Source organism: Pseudomonas sp. B21-023, from assembly GCF_024749165.1.
Lineage (GTDB): Bacteria > Pseudomonadota > Gammaproteobacteria > Pseudomonadales > Pseudomonadaceae > Aquipseudomonas.
Map to the genome: position 1 here is coordinate 4,474,317 of NZ_CP087190.1, position 17,641 is coordinate 4,491,957.

Below are 17,641 nucleotides of genomic sequence, written 5' to 3' on the forward strand. Positions count from 1 at the left end.
TCGTTGGAACGAATCGTCACAGTGTCATAGGACCTAGAACCTATGGCGATATAACCTCCAGCCACAGCGGGTTTATGAACAGTGATAGTGCCATTCCCAGAACCTACGGAGAGACAGAACACAGACCCCCTTGGGATACCCGAAGATGGAAGTACTACGCTGCCACTCCATGTCTGGGCACCTCCGCCATCCATGTACACCATTCGCCCGACCTCGGCCATGGTCAACGTGGAACCTGATGGGAAAGCGACGGAGCTGGAAGGGAACGTAAAGCCCATTTCTTTAACGAACTGGGTGGTCGCCAACTGGGTCGAGATGTTGCCACGCGCAGGTGTCGGAGCAGTTGGATTTCCGGTGAACACCGGATTATCGGTGGGTGCCAGGATTCGCCATGCGGACCACTTGGATTCATTGGACATGGATCGAATGGCGCGCAATACAGGATCGTCCGCCAGACCTGACTGCCCTGAAGTCAGTGTTTGCGTCAGATAGTTCTTATCGCTGTACCCATCCACGACCAGAGAGTAACGTCGTGATCCGCTTATCCAGCCAGCCGGAAGATTCAGCACGCCCGCCATAGGTGTCAGGAAATTACCAGGCACGGTGTATTTATTTAGGTCCACCTCTGCACTGGCAATGGCCATACCCAGGCCATAGGCACCAGACGTCACCATCCGCCCGGACACTCGGTCCAGCGGCGAATCCATTTTTGGCGTGTTGAGGCCATCCCACAGCTGTCCCCAGGCACTCCATTTACCGTTGAGCAGGCGCGACCGCTTAAAGGTAAGACCACCCGGTGTTTCGCCCACTCCACTGGTAACCGTTTCCCAGAGTTGCAATGCCGACTTCTCTGCATCGCGCTCCAAGTGAAACAGCATGCCGCCCACCAGTGACTCTCCCGCGTACACCGGAAAAGCCCCAGTGGTGACAGTAGTCGATAGGTAGAGTCCTGTTTCGGTAATCTCGTCGATATTCCCTGCCCAGATGGAGGCGACATTAGACGCCAGACCATACCGGGCAAGCACATTGCGTACAAACGCAGTAGTAGCGATAGAGGTATCGCTATCCGTTGTGGCCGGGGTCGGAGCTCGAGGGTCACCGCTAAACGAAGGACTTGCCAGTGGAGCCTTGAGCGCGAGCGCAGTATCCACTTGACCTTTGGTGTACACATCGGTCAATCCGTACCCAGCTACCGTAGTCGGGTTGGTCGCGGCAATCACTCGCCCGTACTTGTCTACCGTGACACTACGATAAGTCCCTGCCGACACTCCGCTACGACCGAAGGCCATTTCATAGTTCTGAGCACTGACACCCAAGGTCGTCGCTCCATCGCTGACCAACTGCCAAGCGCTATCGCCATTAGCCGTGCCCTTCTCGACCAGCACCAGTAGGCCAGGTGTGATCTTGGCATCACTGTCAGCATCGCTGCAGCGCGTCCATGCGCCTGCGCCCGCCAAGTAGAGACCATTGTCCTTGGCCGCCGTCTGATCCTTGACCAGCACCCGGGTGCCCGCCTGCAATGCAACACCATCGATGGTCTGCAACCCGCTCAGGGTAATGGCGGCTGTGGTCGCAACCTGCACCGAATGCTTGAAATCCTGCCGCGCCAACTCCTCGGTGACCCACTCACGAGTAGCCAGGACCACAGCCGGATCGATCTTAAGCTGCACATTGCTGGCACTGCTGACGATCAGGTTCATGCGCACCACTTGGGTACGCCCGGAGCCCTGGCTGAGCAACGGTTTGTAGGTCGGCGCGCAGTTGGCCACGGCAACCATGTCGCCATCGGCGTCGTACAGCGCGATCTCGCGGATCCACTTGCCGCCGACATCCGCCGGGATGACCTGCTCGGCGACGATGATCGCGCTGTTCTTGTCGTCCACCTTCAGCTGGTTCAGCGGCGCCCGGCGCCATTCGTTGATCAGGCTGGTCTGGGTGGCGTTGGGGGTGGGGTCGGCGCCGTTGGCGTCGCCCACGCCCATCTGGGTGATTTTCCACGGGATGCCCAAGGCATCCGCGTTGGCCTGTTTCGCCGCGCCCACGTTGGTGAGGATGGCGTAGAACTGGGAATTCTGGTCAACCATGTGCAATGTCCAAGGTATCGATTGTGTGTTCCCGGCCGCCGCGACCAATGGCGCCACTGACGATCAGGTCAGGAGGTGCCGGCGGGTAGACGTCGAGTTCGTCGCCGTCCTGCAGCGTGCAGCCGAAGTAGAGGGCGCCACGGCTTTCGAGGCTGATCGCCAGCCCCGTCATGTGGCGGCTGACCGGCCGGGCGTCGTCGATCAGCGACGACAGTTCGTTGTAGGTTTCCTCGCTGATGCCGGTGTCGGTCACCCCGACCTTCAGCGCAAAGGTGCCCGGTACTCCGGCCGGCTGGGTCTGCCACCATTCCTGCACCTCGATCAGGTAGCCGAACGGTTCGACCACCCGCCGCAGGGCGCCGAGGGTGCCCTTGTGGGCGTGGACGAAGAACGCCGAGCGGATCACCGAGCGCTTGATCGCCTCGCTCCAGCTGTCGTCCCAGCGGTCCACCGACCAGGCCCAGGCCAACTGGTAGAGCAGGTGCGCCGGGCAGGTGTCGGGGTTGTAGAGGGTGCGCAAGGCGGCCTTGAGGTCTTCGTCGGCGGCCACCTCGATGGCCCGCTCCAGTGGCGTGCGGTTGAGCGGCAGAAGACTCTGCATGTCAGCCACCCCGCCGCAGTTCGATGTCCGTACACCAGGCGGCCTGGGCCTTGCTCGGGCGGATATCGCTCCAACCGACCAGCTCGACGCGGCTCACGCCGTCGATATGCAGTTGCGCGTCGATCCCCGAACGGGCGACCTCGACGCCCAGGCGTCGGCGCGGGTTGACCCAAGCCTGGAGACGGCGTCGGCACTCGCTGAGGATCGCTTCGAACTCCGGGCCGTTATCGGCCATGTGCAGCACCGCCTCGACGCGGTATGGCAACACCTCGGCGCTGCGCACATTGACCCGGTCGGCGACCGGGCGGATATCGTCGTCGTTGAGGTAGGCGTTGACCTGCGCCAGCAGCTCTGGGCTGGCCACGCCGTCGCTGTCCAGGCTCAGCACAGTGACATCCACCACGGCCGGCGACGGGCTTTCGGCGGTCGCGTCGGCGACCCGCCCCGAAGCGTTGCGGGCATGGAGGATGTAGCTGTTGCGCGGGCCGGCGGTGGTCAGGCCTTCGTAGACCAGCTGCACCCGTTCGCGCAGGGCGTCGTCGGATTCGAGCACGGCCTCGGTCGGAGGGATCGTGCTCGGGTTCGCGACCTGGATCACCAGGCGCTGCAGGTTGACGTTGGCCGCCAGTTGGTCGAGGTCGCTGCCTTGGGCGTAGGCCAGCAGCAGCGCCTTGGCCGCGTCGTTGATGCGCGCCCGGTTGAGCAGCTTGCGGTAGGCGCCCACCTCGAGCAGCTTGGTCACCGGGTCGCTTTCCAGGTTGGCGGTCCAGCCTTCACCCATCTGGGTGCGGAAGCTAGTCAGGTCTTCCTGGTAGAGCACCTCGAAATCAAGGTCTTCGAGCAGTTGCGGCGCGGGTAGTTTCGACAGGTCGACCTGGCTCATACGGTCACCTCCACCAGGGCGTCATCGCCCAGATAACGGCCGCTCAGGGCCAGGCTGACCTGGCCGTCGAGCATGGCCACCACCTTGACCCGGTCGAGCTTCAAGCGCGGTTCCCAGCGCCCCAGGGCGCGGGCTACCTCGGCCTGCACCGCGCTCTTCCAGCCCTCGTTGACCGGCAGGTCGATGTAGCGGCGCAGCTGGCTGCCGTAGTCAGGGCGCATGCGACGGCTACCTAATGGTGTGGTGAGGATGTCTTCGATGGATTGACGCAGGTGGGCCACGCCCGACAGGGGTTGGCCGGTGCGGCGATCCATGCCGATCATGACGCACCGTCGGTCACGGGCATGGCCCGTGGAAAGGTAGGCATAGTGTTCTCCTTGATGAGAAGGCCAGTTGCGGCCTTGGGCTGCCCAGAAACCACACGGCCTTCGCGCAACAGCTACCGGATAGCAGAGTCTGGTGCGCGGGCGGCGCATTGACCGCATGTCCGTCCGCGGGGGTCAGTTGGTAATCAGCAGATCCAGGCTGGTGGCGTCACATGCATTGCTGACCTTCCTGTCGATCACCAGGTAGAGCATCGAGGTGGTGGACACCTCGATTTCGCTTGCCTTGATGACAGCACTGCCGCCGTTGGCCAGATTGCCCGACTGCAACACGCTATCCCCGAGGTTGAGTGACCATGTGATGCCATCGCCACATGCGTTGTGCAGGTCGTTCACACGGCCAAGCACGTTGATCTTGCCGGCGATCGGGCTGGCCCAGCGCACGATGCTCTGGCTTTCGGCTCCCGGATGGGTCGCCACCTCGCCTTGCTTGAAGACGAAACTGCCACCAGAGCCTGTGAACGTGAAACTCTTCTTGATAACACTCACGTAGGCACCCGTTGCATCGTCCCGCCAGCAGGTGACGTTGGCGCCGCTGCAGGAGTCTGCAACGAAGGTCGGCATCGGGGTGTAGTTGGCCGCGGCATTGACGGCGGTCTTGTTCTGCATGAACGACCAGGGCGAATCGGGTGCGGCATTCTGCGTCGCGATGTACATGTCCCGGGCCAGGTTCCACGACTGGGCAGTTGCCGCCCAGGCACCGGGGGCCATGACGCTACACAGCAGGGTGAGCGCGACTAGAGTGGGTTTGAATTTTTTCATGGTCTGATCAGATCCTTGTTCAGTGCTTGTGATTGGCGGTGTTGCCGGCCGTATCGATGATCCGGCTACCGCCATTGATATCGCCGCTGACCGTCAGCGGGCCGTTGATGGAGACGTTGCCGGAGAGGGTGATCGACGCGGCTTCGAGGGTGATGAGGTTGTCGCTGACCACCAGGGTGCTGCCGCCGACCTGGACCGTGACCTGGCCGCTGGGCAGCTGGATGTCATAGCGTTTGGCCAGCCAGTCGTAGGCCAGCGAGCCGCCGTCGTCGAAGCGCCAGACCTCGACATGGTCGCGGTTGTCCGGCGCCGTCCCGGCATTGCCGTATAACCCCGGGACGAAGGTGCCCTGGGCCGGTTCGCCGCTGGGGCTGATCAGCACACCCTGCTCGTCCAGGCTCGGTACCCGCCAGTGACGGGCCTTGCCGGCAGCCTGGGCATGCCAGCGCACCCAGGCACTGGTCCAGCCGCCGCCATCGGACACCCGCACCCGGGCTGCGACCAGGTCGACCGCGACCACCCGGCACGGAATCACCAGGCTGGCCAGCATGCGATCGTGCATGGCACTGGCGTAGCTCATGCCAGATCCTCCGGGGCCAGGTACTTGTGCTCGTTGCCGGGACCGGTGTCGGGGTACACGCCTAGCACCAAGCTGCCAGCGGGCTGGTCGGGCCAGGGCCAGCTCGGTTCGCCCAACAGCACCGGCTGCTGCCATTGCACGGCCCAGCTGCCGTCCTGATACTGCGCCCGCACGTCACGGGCGGCTTCGACGAAGTCCAGCCCCCATACCTGCTGACGCAGCAGGTCCATCAGTTGCGCGGCCAACTCGCTGCCCTGCAGGCGGCTATCCGCGCTGCCTGGGCTGGCTGCGATGTCGGCCTCGAAGGTAACTACCAACACCGAGCGGCCATCGCGCGGCGCGGTGTCGGCGATCATGCTGACAATGCCATGGCGCAAGGCCGGCAGCGCCGGTTGGCCAGCGCCCTGCGTATGCGCGGCGACCGTTGCCAGGCCAGGCATCGCCTCGCGAAGGGTCGCCGTCATGGTTGCTTGCAGAATCGACAGCTCGCTCATGCTCGCTCCTTGTCTCGTTGCGGGCCCAAGATGGATGCGGCCAAGGTCGACCGGCGTCGAAACGGCAGCACGGTCGGATCGTGGGTGGCGCTGGCGCGGGGCCAGGCCATAGCGTTTGCGCGGGCAAAAAAATACCGCCGGGTGGCGGTCGGTCGTCGAGCTCATCGGCACTATTGCGGGCGCCGCGGACGGTATTGGCGGCCAGGGAAACCCTCGGCCCCGTCCTTCCAGGCCCGCAGGGCGACCCGATAACCCCGCCAGTCGGCAACCGTAGTGCCGGGCATCGCGGCCGGGTCGTCATCGTCGAGCATCAGGATCTGTTCCGCTGCCTCTCGTAGTTGCGCGGCGACCCACAACCCCTCCTCGCCCTTGCTGACGGTCAGCGCCTGCTGGTCGATGAACTCCTGATACTCGCTGTCACTGATCGCGACCAGCCCGGGTTGCAGGTACTGGTCCACGGTTTCCTCTCTGTACGCATGGATCTGGCCGCTGTCGGGGTCTTTGTAGAACAACATGCTGGCGTTACCTCAACTCGAAGAAATGGACTAGGTTGGCAGCCCCATTGGCGGCGCTGACCGAGTAACTGGCGCCCGGGGGCACCACGGCAGTGGCGGTATTGACGTACACCCCTGCACCGCCTGCGTACTGCCCGTAGAGCCCAAGCCCATTGATGGTCAGGACCGCAGTGACGTTGGCCGCATTCGCCGGGCCGAACAACGCCGACACTTGGATTGGCCGACCGGTGTCGTTGGTGTAGGCGACCCCCGCTGCACGAGCCCCGGTCATGTTCTGCCAGGTCTGGCCCAGCCAGGCAGGCGTGCTGTTGACCCACACCCGCCACACGCCGCCCACAAGGTAACGAACCGCCGCTTCGTAGCCGGTCACCGAGTAGGCCACCTGGATGGCTTCGCTGGCGCCAGCCCGCCCCAGGTGCAGCACCGCGCCATAGGTGATTCCCGGTGGACGGTTGATGGCGTCATTGTTGAACCGGTACACCCCGCCCTTGCCCACCAGCGCGTTGAGGTCGGCTACGCTGAGCGCGTCGGCACCGATGCCATGGTCGCCTACCTTGAGTACTCGCCCCGGCGTGGCGTCCAACGCCGAAGCGGTGAGGCTGGCCGCCGCTGCCGTGCCAAGGTTCGCCGCGTTCGCATGGACGACCCAGGCAGTCCATTGGGCGTTGTTCACGTTGTATGCCCGCGTTGCGGACTTCCCGCTCACCGCCTCGATGGCCAGCTGAGTGACGAACCCGCTGGCGCTCACCGCGGTGTAGATACAGGGATAGGTGATCCCCGGCGGCAGGTTCGCCGCCGTGCCGCCTAGGGCCGACCACCAACCCGGCCCAGAGGCGTGGTTGCAGTCGGATACCTCGCGTGTCGCCGGGAAATGGCCGGTGAAGCCAGTGTTGTCCAATTCGGCGAAGTTGGCGTTGATACGGGTGAATGCGGTGCGGGCATCATCGCCATCGGTGCCGCTCGGCGGTGTGCCCAGTCTGACTGGATCGAGTGTCATGGTTGCTCCGTCGAATGCTGATGACGCGGTGATTTGGGGTACTTGTCCTTCACCCGCTTTACGTCCGAGTAAAAGGGCTCGGCCGCCGGAAGCTGGCCGCGGTGCATGGCATGCCACAACGCATCGAGCTGGTCGGCCAGCGAGGGGTACTCGGCGGCGCGCAGCGTCCTGTGGTCGGCCTTATGCGAAATCTTCATGTTCGAACCTCGCGTCCAGGTAGGGCCAGTGGGAGACAACGATCTGGTAACGCGCCGGGGATTCAAACTCGACCTCGATGGCCGGCGAACCGTCGGCGCGATACTCGACTCCGTCGATGGCGATCGTGGCACCTGCGGGCACGCCAGACAGAAACCGGCCATCGAAGGTGACCGGCATCTCGGGGCGGTCGATCACCGTGCGATCCTTGACATAGCGGCGTATGTCATCGGTATCGGTGTGCTCGGGCAGGTAGAGGCACCCCGGGTAGTACCTGGCCGCCTCCATGGGGTCCGGCCAGGTGATCGCTCGCAGGATCTGGCCGGTCGTCTTGTCGTAGTCGACGATCTTGATGGTGGAAAGCAACATCAGCGTTGGACCTCGAGAACCGTGATGGAGCGGTTGTCGCAACTCATGGACAACCCCGTGATCCCGCTGCCGTTAGGCGCGGAGAACTGCAGGCGCAGCTCGTTGTAGCCGGCATAGCCGGTAAGCAAGGCACTGGTATTGAAACTTGAGTTGGGGGTCATGGCCGGATCGCGCCCCGCCGAGCTGCAACGCCCCTGCAACCAGACCGCACCATTGAGCAGCACCCGCCAGAAACACCAGCCCGTCGACATCATCCCGACCTGGGCAGAGAAGGTGCAGAGTTTCTCCCAACCATTGCTGCTGAACCCCAGGGCCTGGACCTCGACCCAGGTGGGCGCGCCATGGTTGGCTGGGCTGTTGATCTGTGCAGCCGTGTAGGCCGAATAAGGCAAGGTGACCGAACGACCTGCGATCTTCAGGGTGTTGACCGACAGGTCGGTGATCTTCGCGGTATTGACCGACAGGTCGGCAATCTTGGCGTTGCTGACGGACAGGTCGGCGATCTTCGCCTGGGTGATCGCGGCATCGGCAATCTTGGCGCTGCCGATACTGGCGGCGCCGATCACCGAGTTGTCCATGAACACCTGGCCGTTGTTGACTGCGAACACCGACTTGGGCGTGCCACCGACCTGGTGCATCACTGCGAAACGATCAGCGAGGAACAGCACCTGGGACTGCATGCCGCCCGGGGTATTTTCCACGCCGATACCCATGCCGGCGCTGTAGTAGCGACCATTGACGTCGACGCCGACCTTGATGTTGCGGGTCGCCCGGACATCACCATCAAGCTTCACCTGCGCTTCGGAGGTGTCCTCGACCAAGGCCTTGGTCTCACCGACCCGTGCCGTCAGTGTCTGGTTGTCGCGCGCCAGCGCCGAAATGTTGTCAGACAGCGTATCGACGGTGCGCACCACGCGCGACAGGCTGCCGTCGACCTGGGCTTTGACTTCGGTGACCTGCCGGGCAATGGCTCGGTCGCCCTCACTAAAGGCGGCGTAAACCGACCACGCGCCGGCGTAGGAGCCGGTCTCACCTGCACGCCAGCCCGCCGAATCGCCCGCCATGTGCGGCTGCACCGCAGCCTCCACGCCAAGCACGCGGGTGGCCACGGCCGTCAGTTCACCCTCGATGTCCTCGACGCTTGTCTGCACCTTGTCAATGCGCGTGGCCAGGGCAGCCACCAGGTCACCCAGTGACGAGTACACACCCATGTATTCCCAGTAGCCGGCGTTGCTCACCGGCGTGGCGACGGGAACATCGGCCTTGGCCCGGTACAGTTTGCCCGCCTCCTTCACCAGCGACCCGGCGAGGTAGGCCACATCGGCCTTCCAGTCCGGCGCGCCGGCCTGGTCGGCCACCTGCGTCGACAGCGAACTGATCTGGCGCTGCAAGGCGGCGTCCGCGGCCTTGAGGCGCTCATTCACAGAACCCGGACCATCGCCATCAATCTTGCCGATCTCACTCAGCAGTTGCTGGCCAAGATGGGTTTCGCCGATCTTGCCGTCCAGGTACTCGAGAACTGCTGCGGCATCGTCGCTCGACTGGCCATGGACCCACTCGGACCATGGGCCGACGTTGCCGGTGCGATCCACCAGCCGGGCGCGGAAGTAGCGCTCCACTGCCGCCGCCATGCCCGAATGCAGGTACGTCGAGGTCGGATAGGCGAACAGGCCCAGCGCCACCGGGTTCTGCCCGCTGCTTTGCGAGGCCATTTCGATTTGCGTATAGGCCGTATCTTCGGCGCCTTGCGGGTAACCCCACTGCAAGCGAATGGCGAAGATCTCGGACGTGGCGCGCAGGAACGCCACCGCCGGTGGCAGGCCTTCCTTGCCCTTGAGTCCGGTCAGTTCCGAGTTGCGCCAGATCGACGTGATCTCGCCAACGCTGATCGCGCGCACGCGCGCCAAATAGGCGCCGGCATAAATGCCAACCACATCGACACTGGTGGTGCCCGTACGCGGCAGGCTGATCCAGTTGCCGTCGTCCTTGCGCCACTGCACCTCGTAGGCCACCGCCCCCGCCACTGCCGGCCAGGTGATGGTCATGGTGCTGACCGCCAGGCCCTGGCTGACCACATGATGGCTGCTCAGGGTAACGCTGGTCGGCGCCGGCACCAGGTTGATCGGCGTGACACTGATCGGCCGTTCCTCCAGGCGCGCGCCGGTATCGATATGGTCGAACTTGCTCGGTTCGTACTGCACCGCACCGATTTCGTAGATCCCAGGTTCTGGGCACGAAACACTGGTGACGCGGTACAGCGGGATCGCCAGCTCTGGTGCATCCAGTGCCCAGACCAGCTCGGCCCGCGGCTTGCGGGAATACGCGGTGGTGAGGGTTATCCGCCGCCCGACAACCGACTCGATGGTGCGTCCTTCGCAGGTGCCGTCCGGCAGGTTGAGAATCAACCGGTCCCCAGGCTTGGCCTGGGTGTCGCGATCCAGGGTGACCTGCCGGGCAAAGCCGGCGGCGAGGCGCCCGCCCACTGGGCGACCGGCCAGCAGTTCGTCGGCCACCGGGATGACGTAGCCAGGCAAAGGGATACGCCCGTCCATACCGACCCGGAAGCTGATGCCGCGGTCACGCGAGTTGGTCAGCAGCGCCCATTTTCCGCGCCGCTGCGCTTCGGACTCGCGGGTACAGCCAATGGCACTGAGTTCAAGTGGGTTGTCGCCATACCGGCGCAGCAGCTTGTCGTCGGCCACCACGGTGACATCGGTGTCGTAGTTGTTCAGCGGGTTGTCGTAGCTGACCAGCGCACGGCTGTAGCGGCTGCGCTCCGAGCTGCTGGAATAGGAAAACTTGCCGTCGACGACATTGGCCCGGGTGTAGGCAAAATCGAAGTCGGTGGCCCGCGGCATATCGGCCAAGCTGTACAACTGGCCCTGGGCCCAATACGTCATGCCACGGTAGATCCCGGCGATGTCGCGCAGCAGCGACCAGGCCTCGGCCTTGCCCTGCAGGTTGAGGTTGCAGGTGAAGCGCGGCTCTTCGCCACCGCGACCGTCGGGCACCAGTTGGTCGCAATACTGGGCGATGCGGTACAGCTCCCACTTGTCGACCATCCACGGTTTGATGCGCCGGCCGAGACCAAAGCGGTCGTTGGTGGTGATGCCATAGGTGACCCAGGCCGGGTTATCGGTCCAAGCCTGCTTGAAGGTACCGTCCCAGATGCCCAGGTAGCGACGGCTCTCTGGGTCGTAGTTGCTTGGCACTGGCCATTTGCGTCCCTTGCACTCGACCGTCACCGCCGGAATATTGCGAAACTGCTCGGCGGAAAACTCGATGTACAGCAGCGCGGTATTGGGATAGCGCAACTTGGCATCGATCACCTCGGTCAGGCCGGCGATCTGCATGGTGTCGGCGACCTTGTTGGTATTCTGGTTCACCGTCAGGCGCCGCACCCGCAGGCTCCAGCCACGCTCGGCCTTGGGCAGGTCGATACGGCGGGTACGCTCATAGGTGCTGGAGCTCTTGCCATGCACGGCATCCTTGAGCACCTCGACATAGGCCCCGCCGTCGGTGGCCACGTCCACCGCGTACTCGATGCGGTAACCGTTGACGTTACCCGCGCTGTCCATGGCCTGCAGCGCCGGCCAGGCAAAACGCAGGCGTACCGCCGACAGGCGGATATCGTCAAGCGCGCGTACCCAGGGCTTGTCATTGCGCAACTCGATACCTTGGGTGATCTCGTTGTCCACCGAAGGAATACCGGGGATGTGCGCCTGCTCGAGCGAACCCGGCCGCCATTCCCATTTCACCCCGGGGAAGTTGTAGTTGCCGTTGGCGTCCATAAGCGGGGTGCCGTCCAGGAAGATGTCCTGGGCGCCCGGGGTGCCCGCGAATTCACCTTCACCCACGGCGATAAGCATCTTGGCGACTGCGACAGAGCGCAGGCTGTCCGGCGCCTCGACAGGCGCCTTGGGCTGTTTCTGACCACCTTTGCGGCCGGTGATCACAGGTTTGCTGATTGCGCCCATGAGTTCCTCCAGGCGTAAAAAAACCGCCTCCAAGGCGGTTGGCTAGACAGGGCTGGATGGCCAGCGATCACGCCAGGGCGTCGATCTGGTCACGCGCATCGGCGCGCTGGCGGGCAATGTCCTCGGGCATGGCCTTGCCGGTTTCCAACTCGCGGATGACATACCAATCGGTATCGCGCAGCCAGCGGGCCAGCTCGGCACGCCGGCTGTCGTTCGCGGCCTGGCGCTGGTGAGCCTGACGCACCTCGGCACTCAGCGCTTGAGTGAAATCAATGTTCATCGCTGCTGGGCTCCTCGCATTTCGGCAACTCATAGCGTGGCAAGGCCAGCAGGCCATCCGCTTCAACCTGTATTGGCTGGGGGAAGCGCGTGGCGAGCGGTGCGCGCGCCCCGTGGGGCAACATCAGGGTCAGGTGCAGGCGCCCCTCGATGCGCCTTACATCGCCATGGAACCACGACGAGGCAATGGCGGTGCTTGGCAACGAAGCCCCTTCCGCCAGCGGGGTGAAATCGAAGGTCTGACCATTGAGTGTCAACGCGTCACCCTTGACCGCAAGTGTCAACGGCTGATCGTGGCGAATCGGAACCAGGTTGATGATCATCAGCGCCACCTCCCAGTGGCCGTGTAATGGAAGATCACGCCCGCCGTGGTCGCGTGGCGATAGGTCCAGGAGCGAAACGCCATGGAGCTGGCGGTGACCGACATATAGGTGCCGTTCATGTTGATGAGCCCGGCATCGGCTTGCGAGCCGCTGCCAGAGGCCGATACCACCGGATTGGCGACTACCCTGGGCACCTGGGCGAAGGCTGCAGCGAACACCACGTTGACAGCAGCTTCGGCGTTCAGCGGTGCGGCAGGGAGGACGAAGTCGCCCGCACACAATAAGCTGCCATCGGCGAACTTGGTGTAGCTGCCATTGGCGTTGACGCCGGACTCTATGAGGCCACCGGCAGCAATGCCGGACACCGCCCCGAGACTGTTATGGCTGGTGTAGACCCGAGCGAAAGCAGGTGCGGTCGTAGCGTTCTTGCTGATCGAGCGGTAGAACAACTCGTTGGTCGACACCCCCATCGCCAACTGGGTGCTCCATTGCGGGTCGGCATGCCATAGCGTTTCGAGCACGCTCAACGCACCGCCTGGTTCCCCCGGCCCCTGGTAATACCCGTACAAGCCAGAATGTGGCTTGTGCGTGTCGATTCCGAGGCCACCGATGTTGCCCCCGCCTGGCAGCGTCCTGCCGCCCTGGCCCGAGGCACTGATCCAGTGCCCCCAGGTGTTGTTGTTGGGGTTGAAAGTACGCACCGCCTGGTCGCCATGGATGACATCCACCGCCTCCTGGACGATGGCGCCGTAGTCGGTCGTACTGACGCGCAAAAGCACATAGGTCAGCCCTGGCGGCCGGTTGCTGGCAGTGCCGGAAGTCGCCAGCCACAGCCCCGGCGACAATGCCAGGTTGCAGTCCTGGATGGCCCTGTTGCCATCGACCGGGCCACTGACGCCCATACCGTCCAGCGTCTTGAAGTTATCGTTGATGCGGGTGAAGGCCGTGCGTGCACTATCGCCATCGACGGCGCTGGGTGGGGTGCCCAGGTTCACTTGCTGCATGGGCATGTTGCCTCCTGATGCGGAAGGTTCACTGGCGGTCCTCGGCATAGATCGCCGCACTGATGATTGCTCCGCCCCAGCGTCGCTTACCCACGCACAAGGCCACCGGATTGCCGGAGGCCGTGGTGTTGCGAGCGCTGCCAAAGGCATAGCCAGGGGTGTTTTCCGGCCCCGCGCTCATGCTCAACCCTTTGGGCTGTGGGCTGAGCAGTTGCATTACGCCGCCCATGGCCATGGAAAACCCCACGGTGGCCATCGTGCCCCAACCACCGGCAGAGAATGGCAGCGAAGCGCCGTTGGTGGCGATTGCCGCCACGGCGATCAGGACAACACCAATGATGGTCTGCAGACTCCCGGCACGCTTGCTGCCGACAACAACGGGCACAATTCGGATCTCGTCGCGCGCCTGGAAATCCAGTTCGGCCTCACCGACATTGCGCTTGTCGCTGTAGACGGCGAACTCCAGGCCGCGCGAACCGGCATTGGCAAGAAAACGCTCAAACCCCGGCAACTGGACGCACAGCGCCTTGATTGCCTCGCGCGGGGTGCGCACCGCCAGTTCGAAGGTCTTGCCGAACCGACGCAATTGGCCGCTGAGCCGAATGGTGGTCAGCGGTGAAGGGATGATGGCTGCAGCTGACATCGCAACTCCTTGTGCAAGAAGCGGCCGCCTCGAGGCCGCGAAAAATGGACCTGTCGCGCCGTCTCAGTCCGCCGCGGCGGCATCGCGATGACGCAGGACCAGGCGGGTACGGTCGAGCCAAGGGCCACCGAAGACGATGATCTCCGAGGGCCGGCCATAAAGGTGGTGTAGCAGGAACGGGCCCATGCCACATGCTGGCCAGCGCTCATCCGGCAAACGCGTATCGCCGCCCAGGTAGATGCCCGCGTGATTAGGGTGTGCGGTGCGACCGATGGCCATGACGATCAGGTCACCACGCTGCGGTGCCTGGACCCTGACGAAGCCGGCGGCCGCATAGGCCTGCTCGTACAGGCTCGGACCATTGGCATCCTCCCACCAGCCGTCCTCGCGGTCGTAGGCGGGGAAGGTCAACCCCCACTCGCGCCGGTACCAGTCGGCGCAGACCTGCCAGCAGTCCCATAGCCCGTGGACGAACGGGCGCCCGAGCAAAGGTGTTTCGCCCTGGGGCTGCAAGGTACGCAGATCACCCTCGGGCCAGGACAGGATGTGCCACGGCAAGCCAGTGGCTTCGCACATGGCCAGGTCCCGGTTGGAGGGGCGGCTGCTGGCATCGGGATGCGAATGCACCACCGCGACGATCTCGCCCAGGTCTTCCGCCGCCGCATAGTCGCGCGGATCGATGCGGAACTCTTCACCGGGCTCGGCGGCGGTGTTGCGGCAGCGCTGGTAGCATTGCCGTCCAGCCCGCTCCACCACCAGGCCGCAGGCCTCCCTCGGGTAGTCGTCTGCGGCATGCTGGCGGAATGCTTCAAGCAAGTAGCCGTTCATGGCTCAGTTCCGGGCGATCAGCGAGACCGCAGGGAAACCGCCATGGGGCAGCTCGGCGGCCGCGCCGAAGCGCAGCTTGCATGAGGCAAGGCCGCCCTTGCAGCGATCCTTGGCAGGGTCGTCCACCGGCCGGTCCTCATCATCGAACAGACGATTGCCGGTATAACCGCAGTTCGGCCCACGGTAGCCATTGGTCATCGCCCAGTGGCAATAGGCGGTCATCTGCCTGCCGGGCAAGCCGTGGCTGTCGATCTCGCCGGGCGACGAAAGCTCCCACTGCACCCGCTCATCGTCCTCCTCGATTTTCTGGTCGATGAACCAGACTTCAAGTGCTTCCTGGGTCGGATCTGCCTGCGGGTTACCTGCGGCGAAGTTGCGGGCGTCCAGGTACTGGCCAAGGGTTTGGCGCAGGGTCAGTTTGAACTTGAGCAAATCCTCGAAGGCCAGGCACAGCGCGGTGATACGCCCATCGACATTGCCTGCGGTGAATTTTGGTCGGGTCGCCCGACCATTGCTGTTGGCGCCAATGCCGTCGATCTGCACGGGCCAGGCCTTGTACTCCAGGCCTTGCCACCAGATAGAACGGGCCGGCAGCTGGGTGGTGTCGCCCACCGTTGCCAACTCGCCAGGCTCATGGGCGATGGCATGCCCGTGAAAGCGCAACGTGTCGGCATCGAACTCGCTGCCGTCGATCTCGAACAGGACAATCTCCGCGCCGGGTTCGAGGGTCTGGATATCAGTGATCAACGCCATGGCTGAAGCCCTCCTGGATCATGGGTGGAACGCCTGCTCGAAGGTGGCGCTCAGGCTGTACAGGCCACCGCCCTTGGCGGTTGGCTGATAGCCCTTGCAACGGAACAGCGCAGGCTCGCCAAGAGGCGCGGTCCAGCGGAAAGCCCGGCTGCCAGAATGGCGGTCGAGGAAGGCGGCGATGGCGCGGATCTTCGCTTCGTCGCCGGTAAACATCAGTGGCCAGGATTGGCTGCGGTTGTTGATGCCGTCGCTCACCGCCTGTTGATAGCCATCGCCGAACTGCACCGTGCGCACACGGTATTCGACCTGGCCCATCGGTTCGGTCCTGGGGCTCCAGTTGAAGGTTTCCATGTAAGTTCTCCTTGATCAGCGGCCGTGAATCGCGGCCCAGATCTGCCCACCGGGCATCAGCTCGCGGGAAATCTGTTCGCTGGCGCCTTGGCGAGCGGCGCCAGCATAGGCGCTGGCCAGGCGCTGTGCATTAGCCTGGCCGGCCACCGCGCTACCCTCGCCGGCGGCGACGTTGATGGTCTGCTGGATCACCACTTCGCTGCTGTGGCGGGTACCTGCGCCGTCACCCACCGCGCGCACCCCCAAGGCACCATCGGCACCACGGCTCAGGGGCATGATCGCCTCCGGGCCGGCCTCGCCGAACAACGCCATGGGCGCCAGGGTCGGAGTGGTGGCGATGCCGTTGGTGAAGGCGCCGCCCTTGGCAAAGGTGGAAGCCCCGTAGGACAGGCCGGCAGTGTTCAGTTGCGGGTTGAAGACGGTGGTGGTGCCGCCGACGGACATGCTGCTCGCCGCTGGCGCGGCGCCGTTGCCCAGCCAGGCACCGACCAGATTCATACCGAACCCGAACAGGCTGCTCAGTGCCTTGGACGCGGCCGTCTTGGCGGCCAGCGCAGCCATGTCGGCCAGCACCGACCTGGCAAAATCGGAGAACGACAACTTGCCGGTGGTGGCAAAGGTCTGCACCGCGGTGCCCATGCGCTCGAACACACTTGCGAACACCGCCTGCGACTGCCCGGCGACATTGCTGGAAGCATCCAGGTACTCGTCCCACGCGGCCGTCGCGCCGACCGTCCAGTCGCCACGGGCCTGCTCCATCATCTGGTAGTCGTTGAGCACCTGGTTGGTCAGGTCGGCATGACGTGTGCGCAACGCTTCCACTTTCTGCAGATACTCGTCGCTGCCTTGATCCGCCGGGTTGTCTTCCTCGAGCTTGCGCTTGGCGGTGTAGTACGCCTCTTCGTAGCCATTGAGCTTGGCCGCCAGCGCGCCCTTGCGCTGACCCATGCCGAGTTGCGCCACCTGCAAAGCAGCGGCGTTGTGCATCGAACGCAATTCATCGCTGTATGGCCTGACCGGGTCGGGCTGCTGCGCCTGGCTCCAGTCTGGCGGCTTGTAGGCTGCCTTGAAGCGGTCGAGGGCTTTTGTCGAAACGTCCAGGCTCGCGTCGGCGACTCCCGCTGCGTTCTTCAGGTACTGGTTGTTGAACGCCTCGACATTCTTCTGCATCTGGCGCAGGGTGCGGTCACTGAGGGCCGAAGCCCTGGCCAGTGCTCGCTCGAGGCTGGACAGATCGATGGTCGGGCTGAAACTGGCAAGGTTGGTTGCCATGGGCCTACTCCCTGATCATGAAAAAACCCGCCGTGGCGGGTTTCGTGAAGAAGGTGGTGCCGGTCATCAGCACCACTGCTGCATCGCACACTCGAGCGACACCCCCTGGCGTCGCTCGTGCGGCATGAAATCGATCAACTCGGCGGTACCCCCGGCGTGATGGTTGGCCTGCAGCGCCAGCATGGCGATGCAGGCTTCCAGTCGGCGACCGCCGTGCAGTGACCCATGGCGCTGGATGTACAGCGCCCAGTCCCTGGCCTCTGCATAGCTCACCCGCTCCTTGGCCTCGCTGATCGTGCGGCCGCCGATGCCGTTGAGCACCAGTTCGTGCCAGAACTCATCGGCGGC

Annotated in this window: 20 protein-coding genes and 1 pseudogene; all 21 read right to left on the reverse strand. The window is 64.1% G+C overall.

Features of this window, described 5'->3' with window-relative positions; translation table 11 throughout:
- Positions 1 to 1,304 precede the first annotated feature (1,304 nt).
- Positions 1,305 to 2,084, reverse strand: a pseudogene (locus tag LOY42_RS20100) (phage tail protein); the annotation flags it as partial.
- The gene (locus tag LOY42_RS20105; RefSeq protein WP_046856796.1) at positions 2,077 to 2,685 is read right to left on the reverse strand and encodes a phage tail protein I; all 609 of its coding nucleotides are present in this window, start codon (positions 2,683 to 2,685) and stop codon (positions 2,077 to 2,079) included. The pseudogene LOY42_RS20100 and the gene LOY42_RS20105, both read right to left, overlap by 8 nt.
- A 1-nt stretch (position 2,686) precedes the next feature.
- Entirely contained in the window at positions 2,687 to 3,568 is an 882-nt protein-coding gene (locus tag LOY42_RS20110; protein WP_258598965.1) for a baseplate J/gp47 family protein, read from the reverse strand.
- On the reverse strand, positions 3,565 to 3,891 hold the full coding sequence (locus LOY42_RS20115; protein ID WP_198754663.1) for a GPW/gp25 family protein: 327 nt from the start codon (positions 3,889 to 3,891) through the stop codon (positions 3,565 to 3,567). Before LOY42_RS20115 ends, LOY42_RS20110 begins: the two co-directional genes overlap by 4 nt.
- Before the next feature lie 177 nt (positions 3,892 to 4,068).
- Positions 4,069 to 4,713 (reverse strand): hypothetical protein, encoded by a 645-nt coding sequence (locus LOY42_RS20120; protein WP_139669591.1) that lies wholly within the window; start codon positions 4,711 to 4,713, stop codon positions 4,069 to 4,071.
- 19 nt (positions 4,714 to 4,732) lie between these two features.
- Positions 4,733 to 5,293: a phage baseplate assembly protein V gene (locus tag LOY42_RS20125; RefSeq protein WP_258598968.1), complete on the reverse strand. Its 561-nt coding sequence runs from the start codon at positions 5,291 to 5,293 to the stop codon at positions 4,733 to 4,735.
- Positions 5,290 to 5,787: a hypothetical protein gene (locus LOY42_RS20130; protein WP_139669588.1), complete on the reverse strand. Its 498-nt coding sequence runs from the start codon at positions 5,785 to 5,787 to the stop codon at positions 5,290 to 5,292. Before LOY42_RS20130 ends, LOY42_RS20125 begins: the two co-directional genes overlap by 4 nt.
- A gap of 170 nt (positions 5,788 to 5,957) precedes the next feature.
- Complete coding sequence (locus LOY42_RS20135) at positions 5,958 to 6,302, reverse strand: hypothetical protein (protein ID WP_258598971.1); 345 nt, start codon at positions 6,300 to 6,302, stop codon at positions 5,958 to 5,960.
- A gap of 7 nt (positions 6,303 to 6,309) precedes the next feature.
- On the reverse strand, positions 6,310 to 7,299 hold the full coding sequence (locus LOY42_RS20140; RefSeq protein ID WP_139669584.1) for a hypothetical protein: 990 nt from the start codon (positions 7,297 to 7,299) through the stop codon (positions 6,310 to 6,312).
- Positions 7,296 to 7,496, reverse strand: a complete 201-nt coding sequence (locus tag LOY42_RS20145; RefSeq protein WP_139669582.1) for a hypothetical protein — start codon at positions 7,494 to 7,496, stop codon at positions 7,296 to 7,298. The genes LOY42_RS20140 and LOY42_RS20145 overlap by 4 nt, the downstream gene beginning before the upstream one ends.
- Positions 7,480 to 7,863 (reverse strand): hypothetical protein, encoded by a 384-nt coding sequence (locus LOY42_RS20150; RefSeq protein ID WP_139669580.1) that lies wholly within the window; start codon positions 7,861 to 7,863, stop codon positions 7,480 to 7,482. The genes LOY42_RS20145 and LOY42_RS20150 overlap by 17 nt, the downstream gene beginning before the upstream one ends.
- On the reverse strand, positions 7,863 to 11,840 hold the full coding sequence (locus LOY42_RS20155) for a phage tail protein (RefSeq protein WP_258598973.1): 3,978 nt from the start codon (positions 11,838 to 11,840) through the stop codon (positions 7,863 to 7,865). Before LOY42_RS20155 ends, LOY42_RS20150 begins: the two co-directional genes overlap by 1 nt.
- 67 nt (positions 11,841 to 11,907) lie before the next feature.
- Positions 11,908 to 12,120 (reverse strand): hypothetical protein, encoded by a 213-nt coding sequence (locus LOY42_RS20160; RefSeq protein WP_232968013.1) that lies wholly within the window; start codon positions 12,118 to 12,120, stop codon positions 11,908 to 11,910.
- Positions 12,110 to 12,442: a hypothetical protein gene (locus LOY42_RS20165; RefSeq protein ID WP_139669575.1), complete on the reverse strand. Its 333-nt coding sequence runs from the start codon at positions 12,440 to 12,442 to the stop codon at positions 12,110 to 12,112. The genes LOY42_RS20160 and LOY42_RS20165 overlap by 11 nt, the downstream gene beginning before the upstream one ends.
- A complete protein-coding gene (locus LOY42_RS20170; RefSeq protein ID WP_258598975.1) occupies positions 12,442 to 13,452 on the reverse strand; it encodes a hypothetical protein in 1,011 nt (336 codons plus the stop codon). The genes LOY42_RS20165 and LOY42_RS20170 overlap by 1 nt, the downstream gene beginning before the upstream one ends.
- Before the next feature lie 22 nt (positions 13,453 to 13,474).
- Positions 13,475 to 14,089, reverse strand: a complete 615-nt coding sequence (locus LOY42_RS20175; protein ID WP_139669571.1) for a tail assembly protein — start codon at positions 14,087 to 14,089, stop codon at positions 13,475 to 13,477.
- A gap of 63 nt (positions 14,090 to 14,152) precedes the next feature.
- On the reverse strand, positions 14,153 to 14,917 hold the full coding sequence (locus LOY42_RS20180; RefSeq protein WP_139669569.1) for a C40 family peptidase: 765 nt from the start codon (positions 14,915 to 14,917) through the stop codon (positions 14,153 to 14,155).
- A 3-nt stretch (positions 14,918 to 14,920) separates the two neighbouring features.
- Positions 14,921 to 15,670 (reverse strand): phage minor tail protein L, encoded by a 750-nt coding sequence (locus LOY42_RS20185; protein WP_139669567.1) that lies wholly within the window; start codon positions 15,668 to 15,670, stop codon positions 14,921 to 14,923.
- Positions 15,671 to 15,688: 18 nt separating this feature from the next.
- On the reverse strand, positions 15,689 to 16,021 hold the full coding sequence (locus LOY42_RS20190; protein WP_258598978.1) for a phage tail protein: 333 nt from the start codon (positions 16,019 to 16,021) through the stop codon (positions 15,689 to 15,691).
- A gap of 15 nt (positions 16,022 to 16,036) precedes the next feature.
- Positions 16,037 to 17,293, reverse strand: a complete 1,257-nt coding sequence (locus LOY42_RS20195; RefSeq protein WP_139669563.1) for a phage tail tape measure protein — start codon at positions 17,291 to 17,293, stop codon at positions 16,037 to 16,039.
- A gap of 66 nt (positions 17,294 to 17,359) precedes the next feature.
- Complete coding sequence (locus LOY42_RS20200) at positions 17,360 to 17,614, reverse strand: hypothetical protein (RefSeq protein WP_139669561.1); 255 nt, start codon at positions 17,612 to 17,614, stop codon at positions 17,360 to 17,362.
- Positions 17,615 to 17,641: the final 27 nt, after the last annotated feature.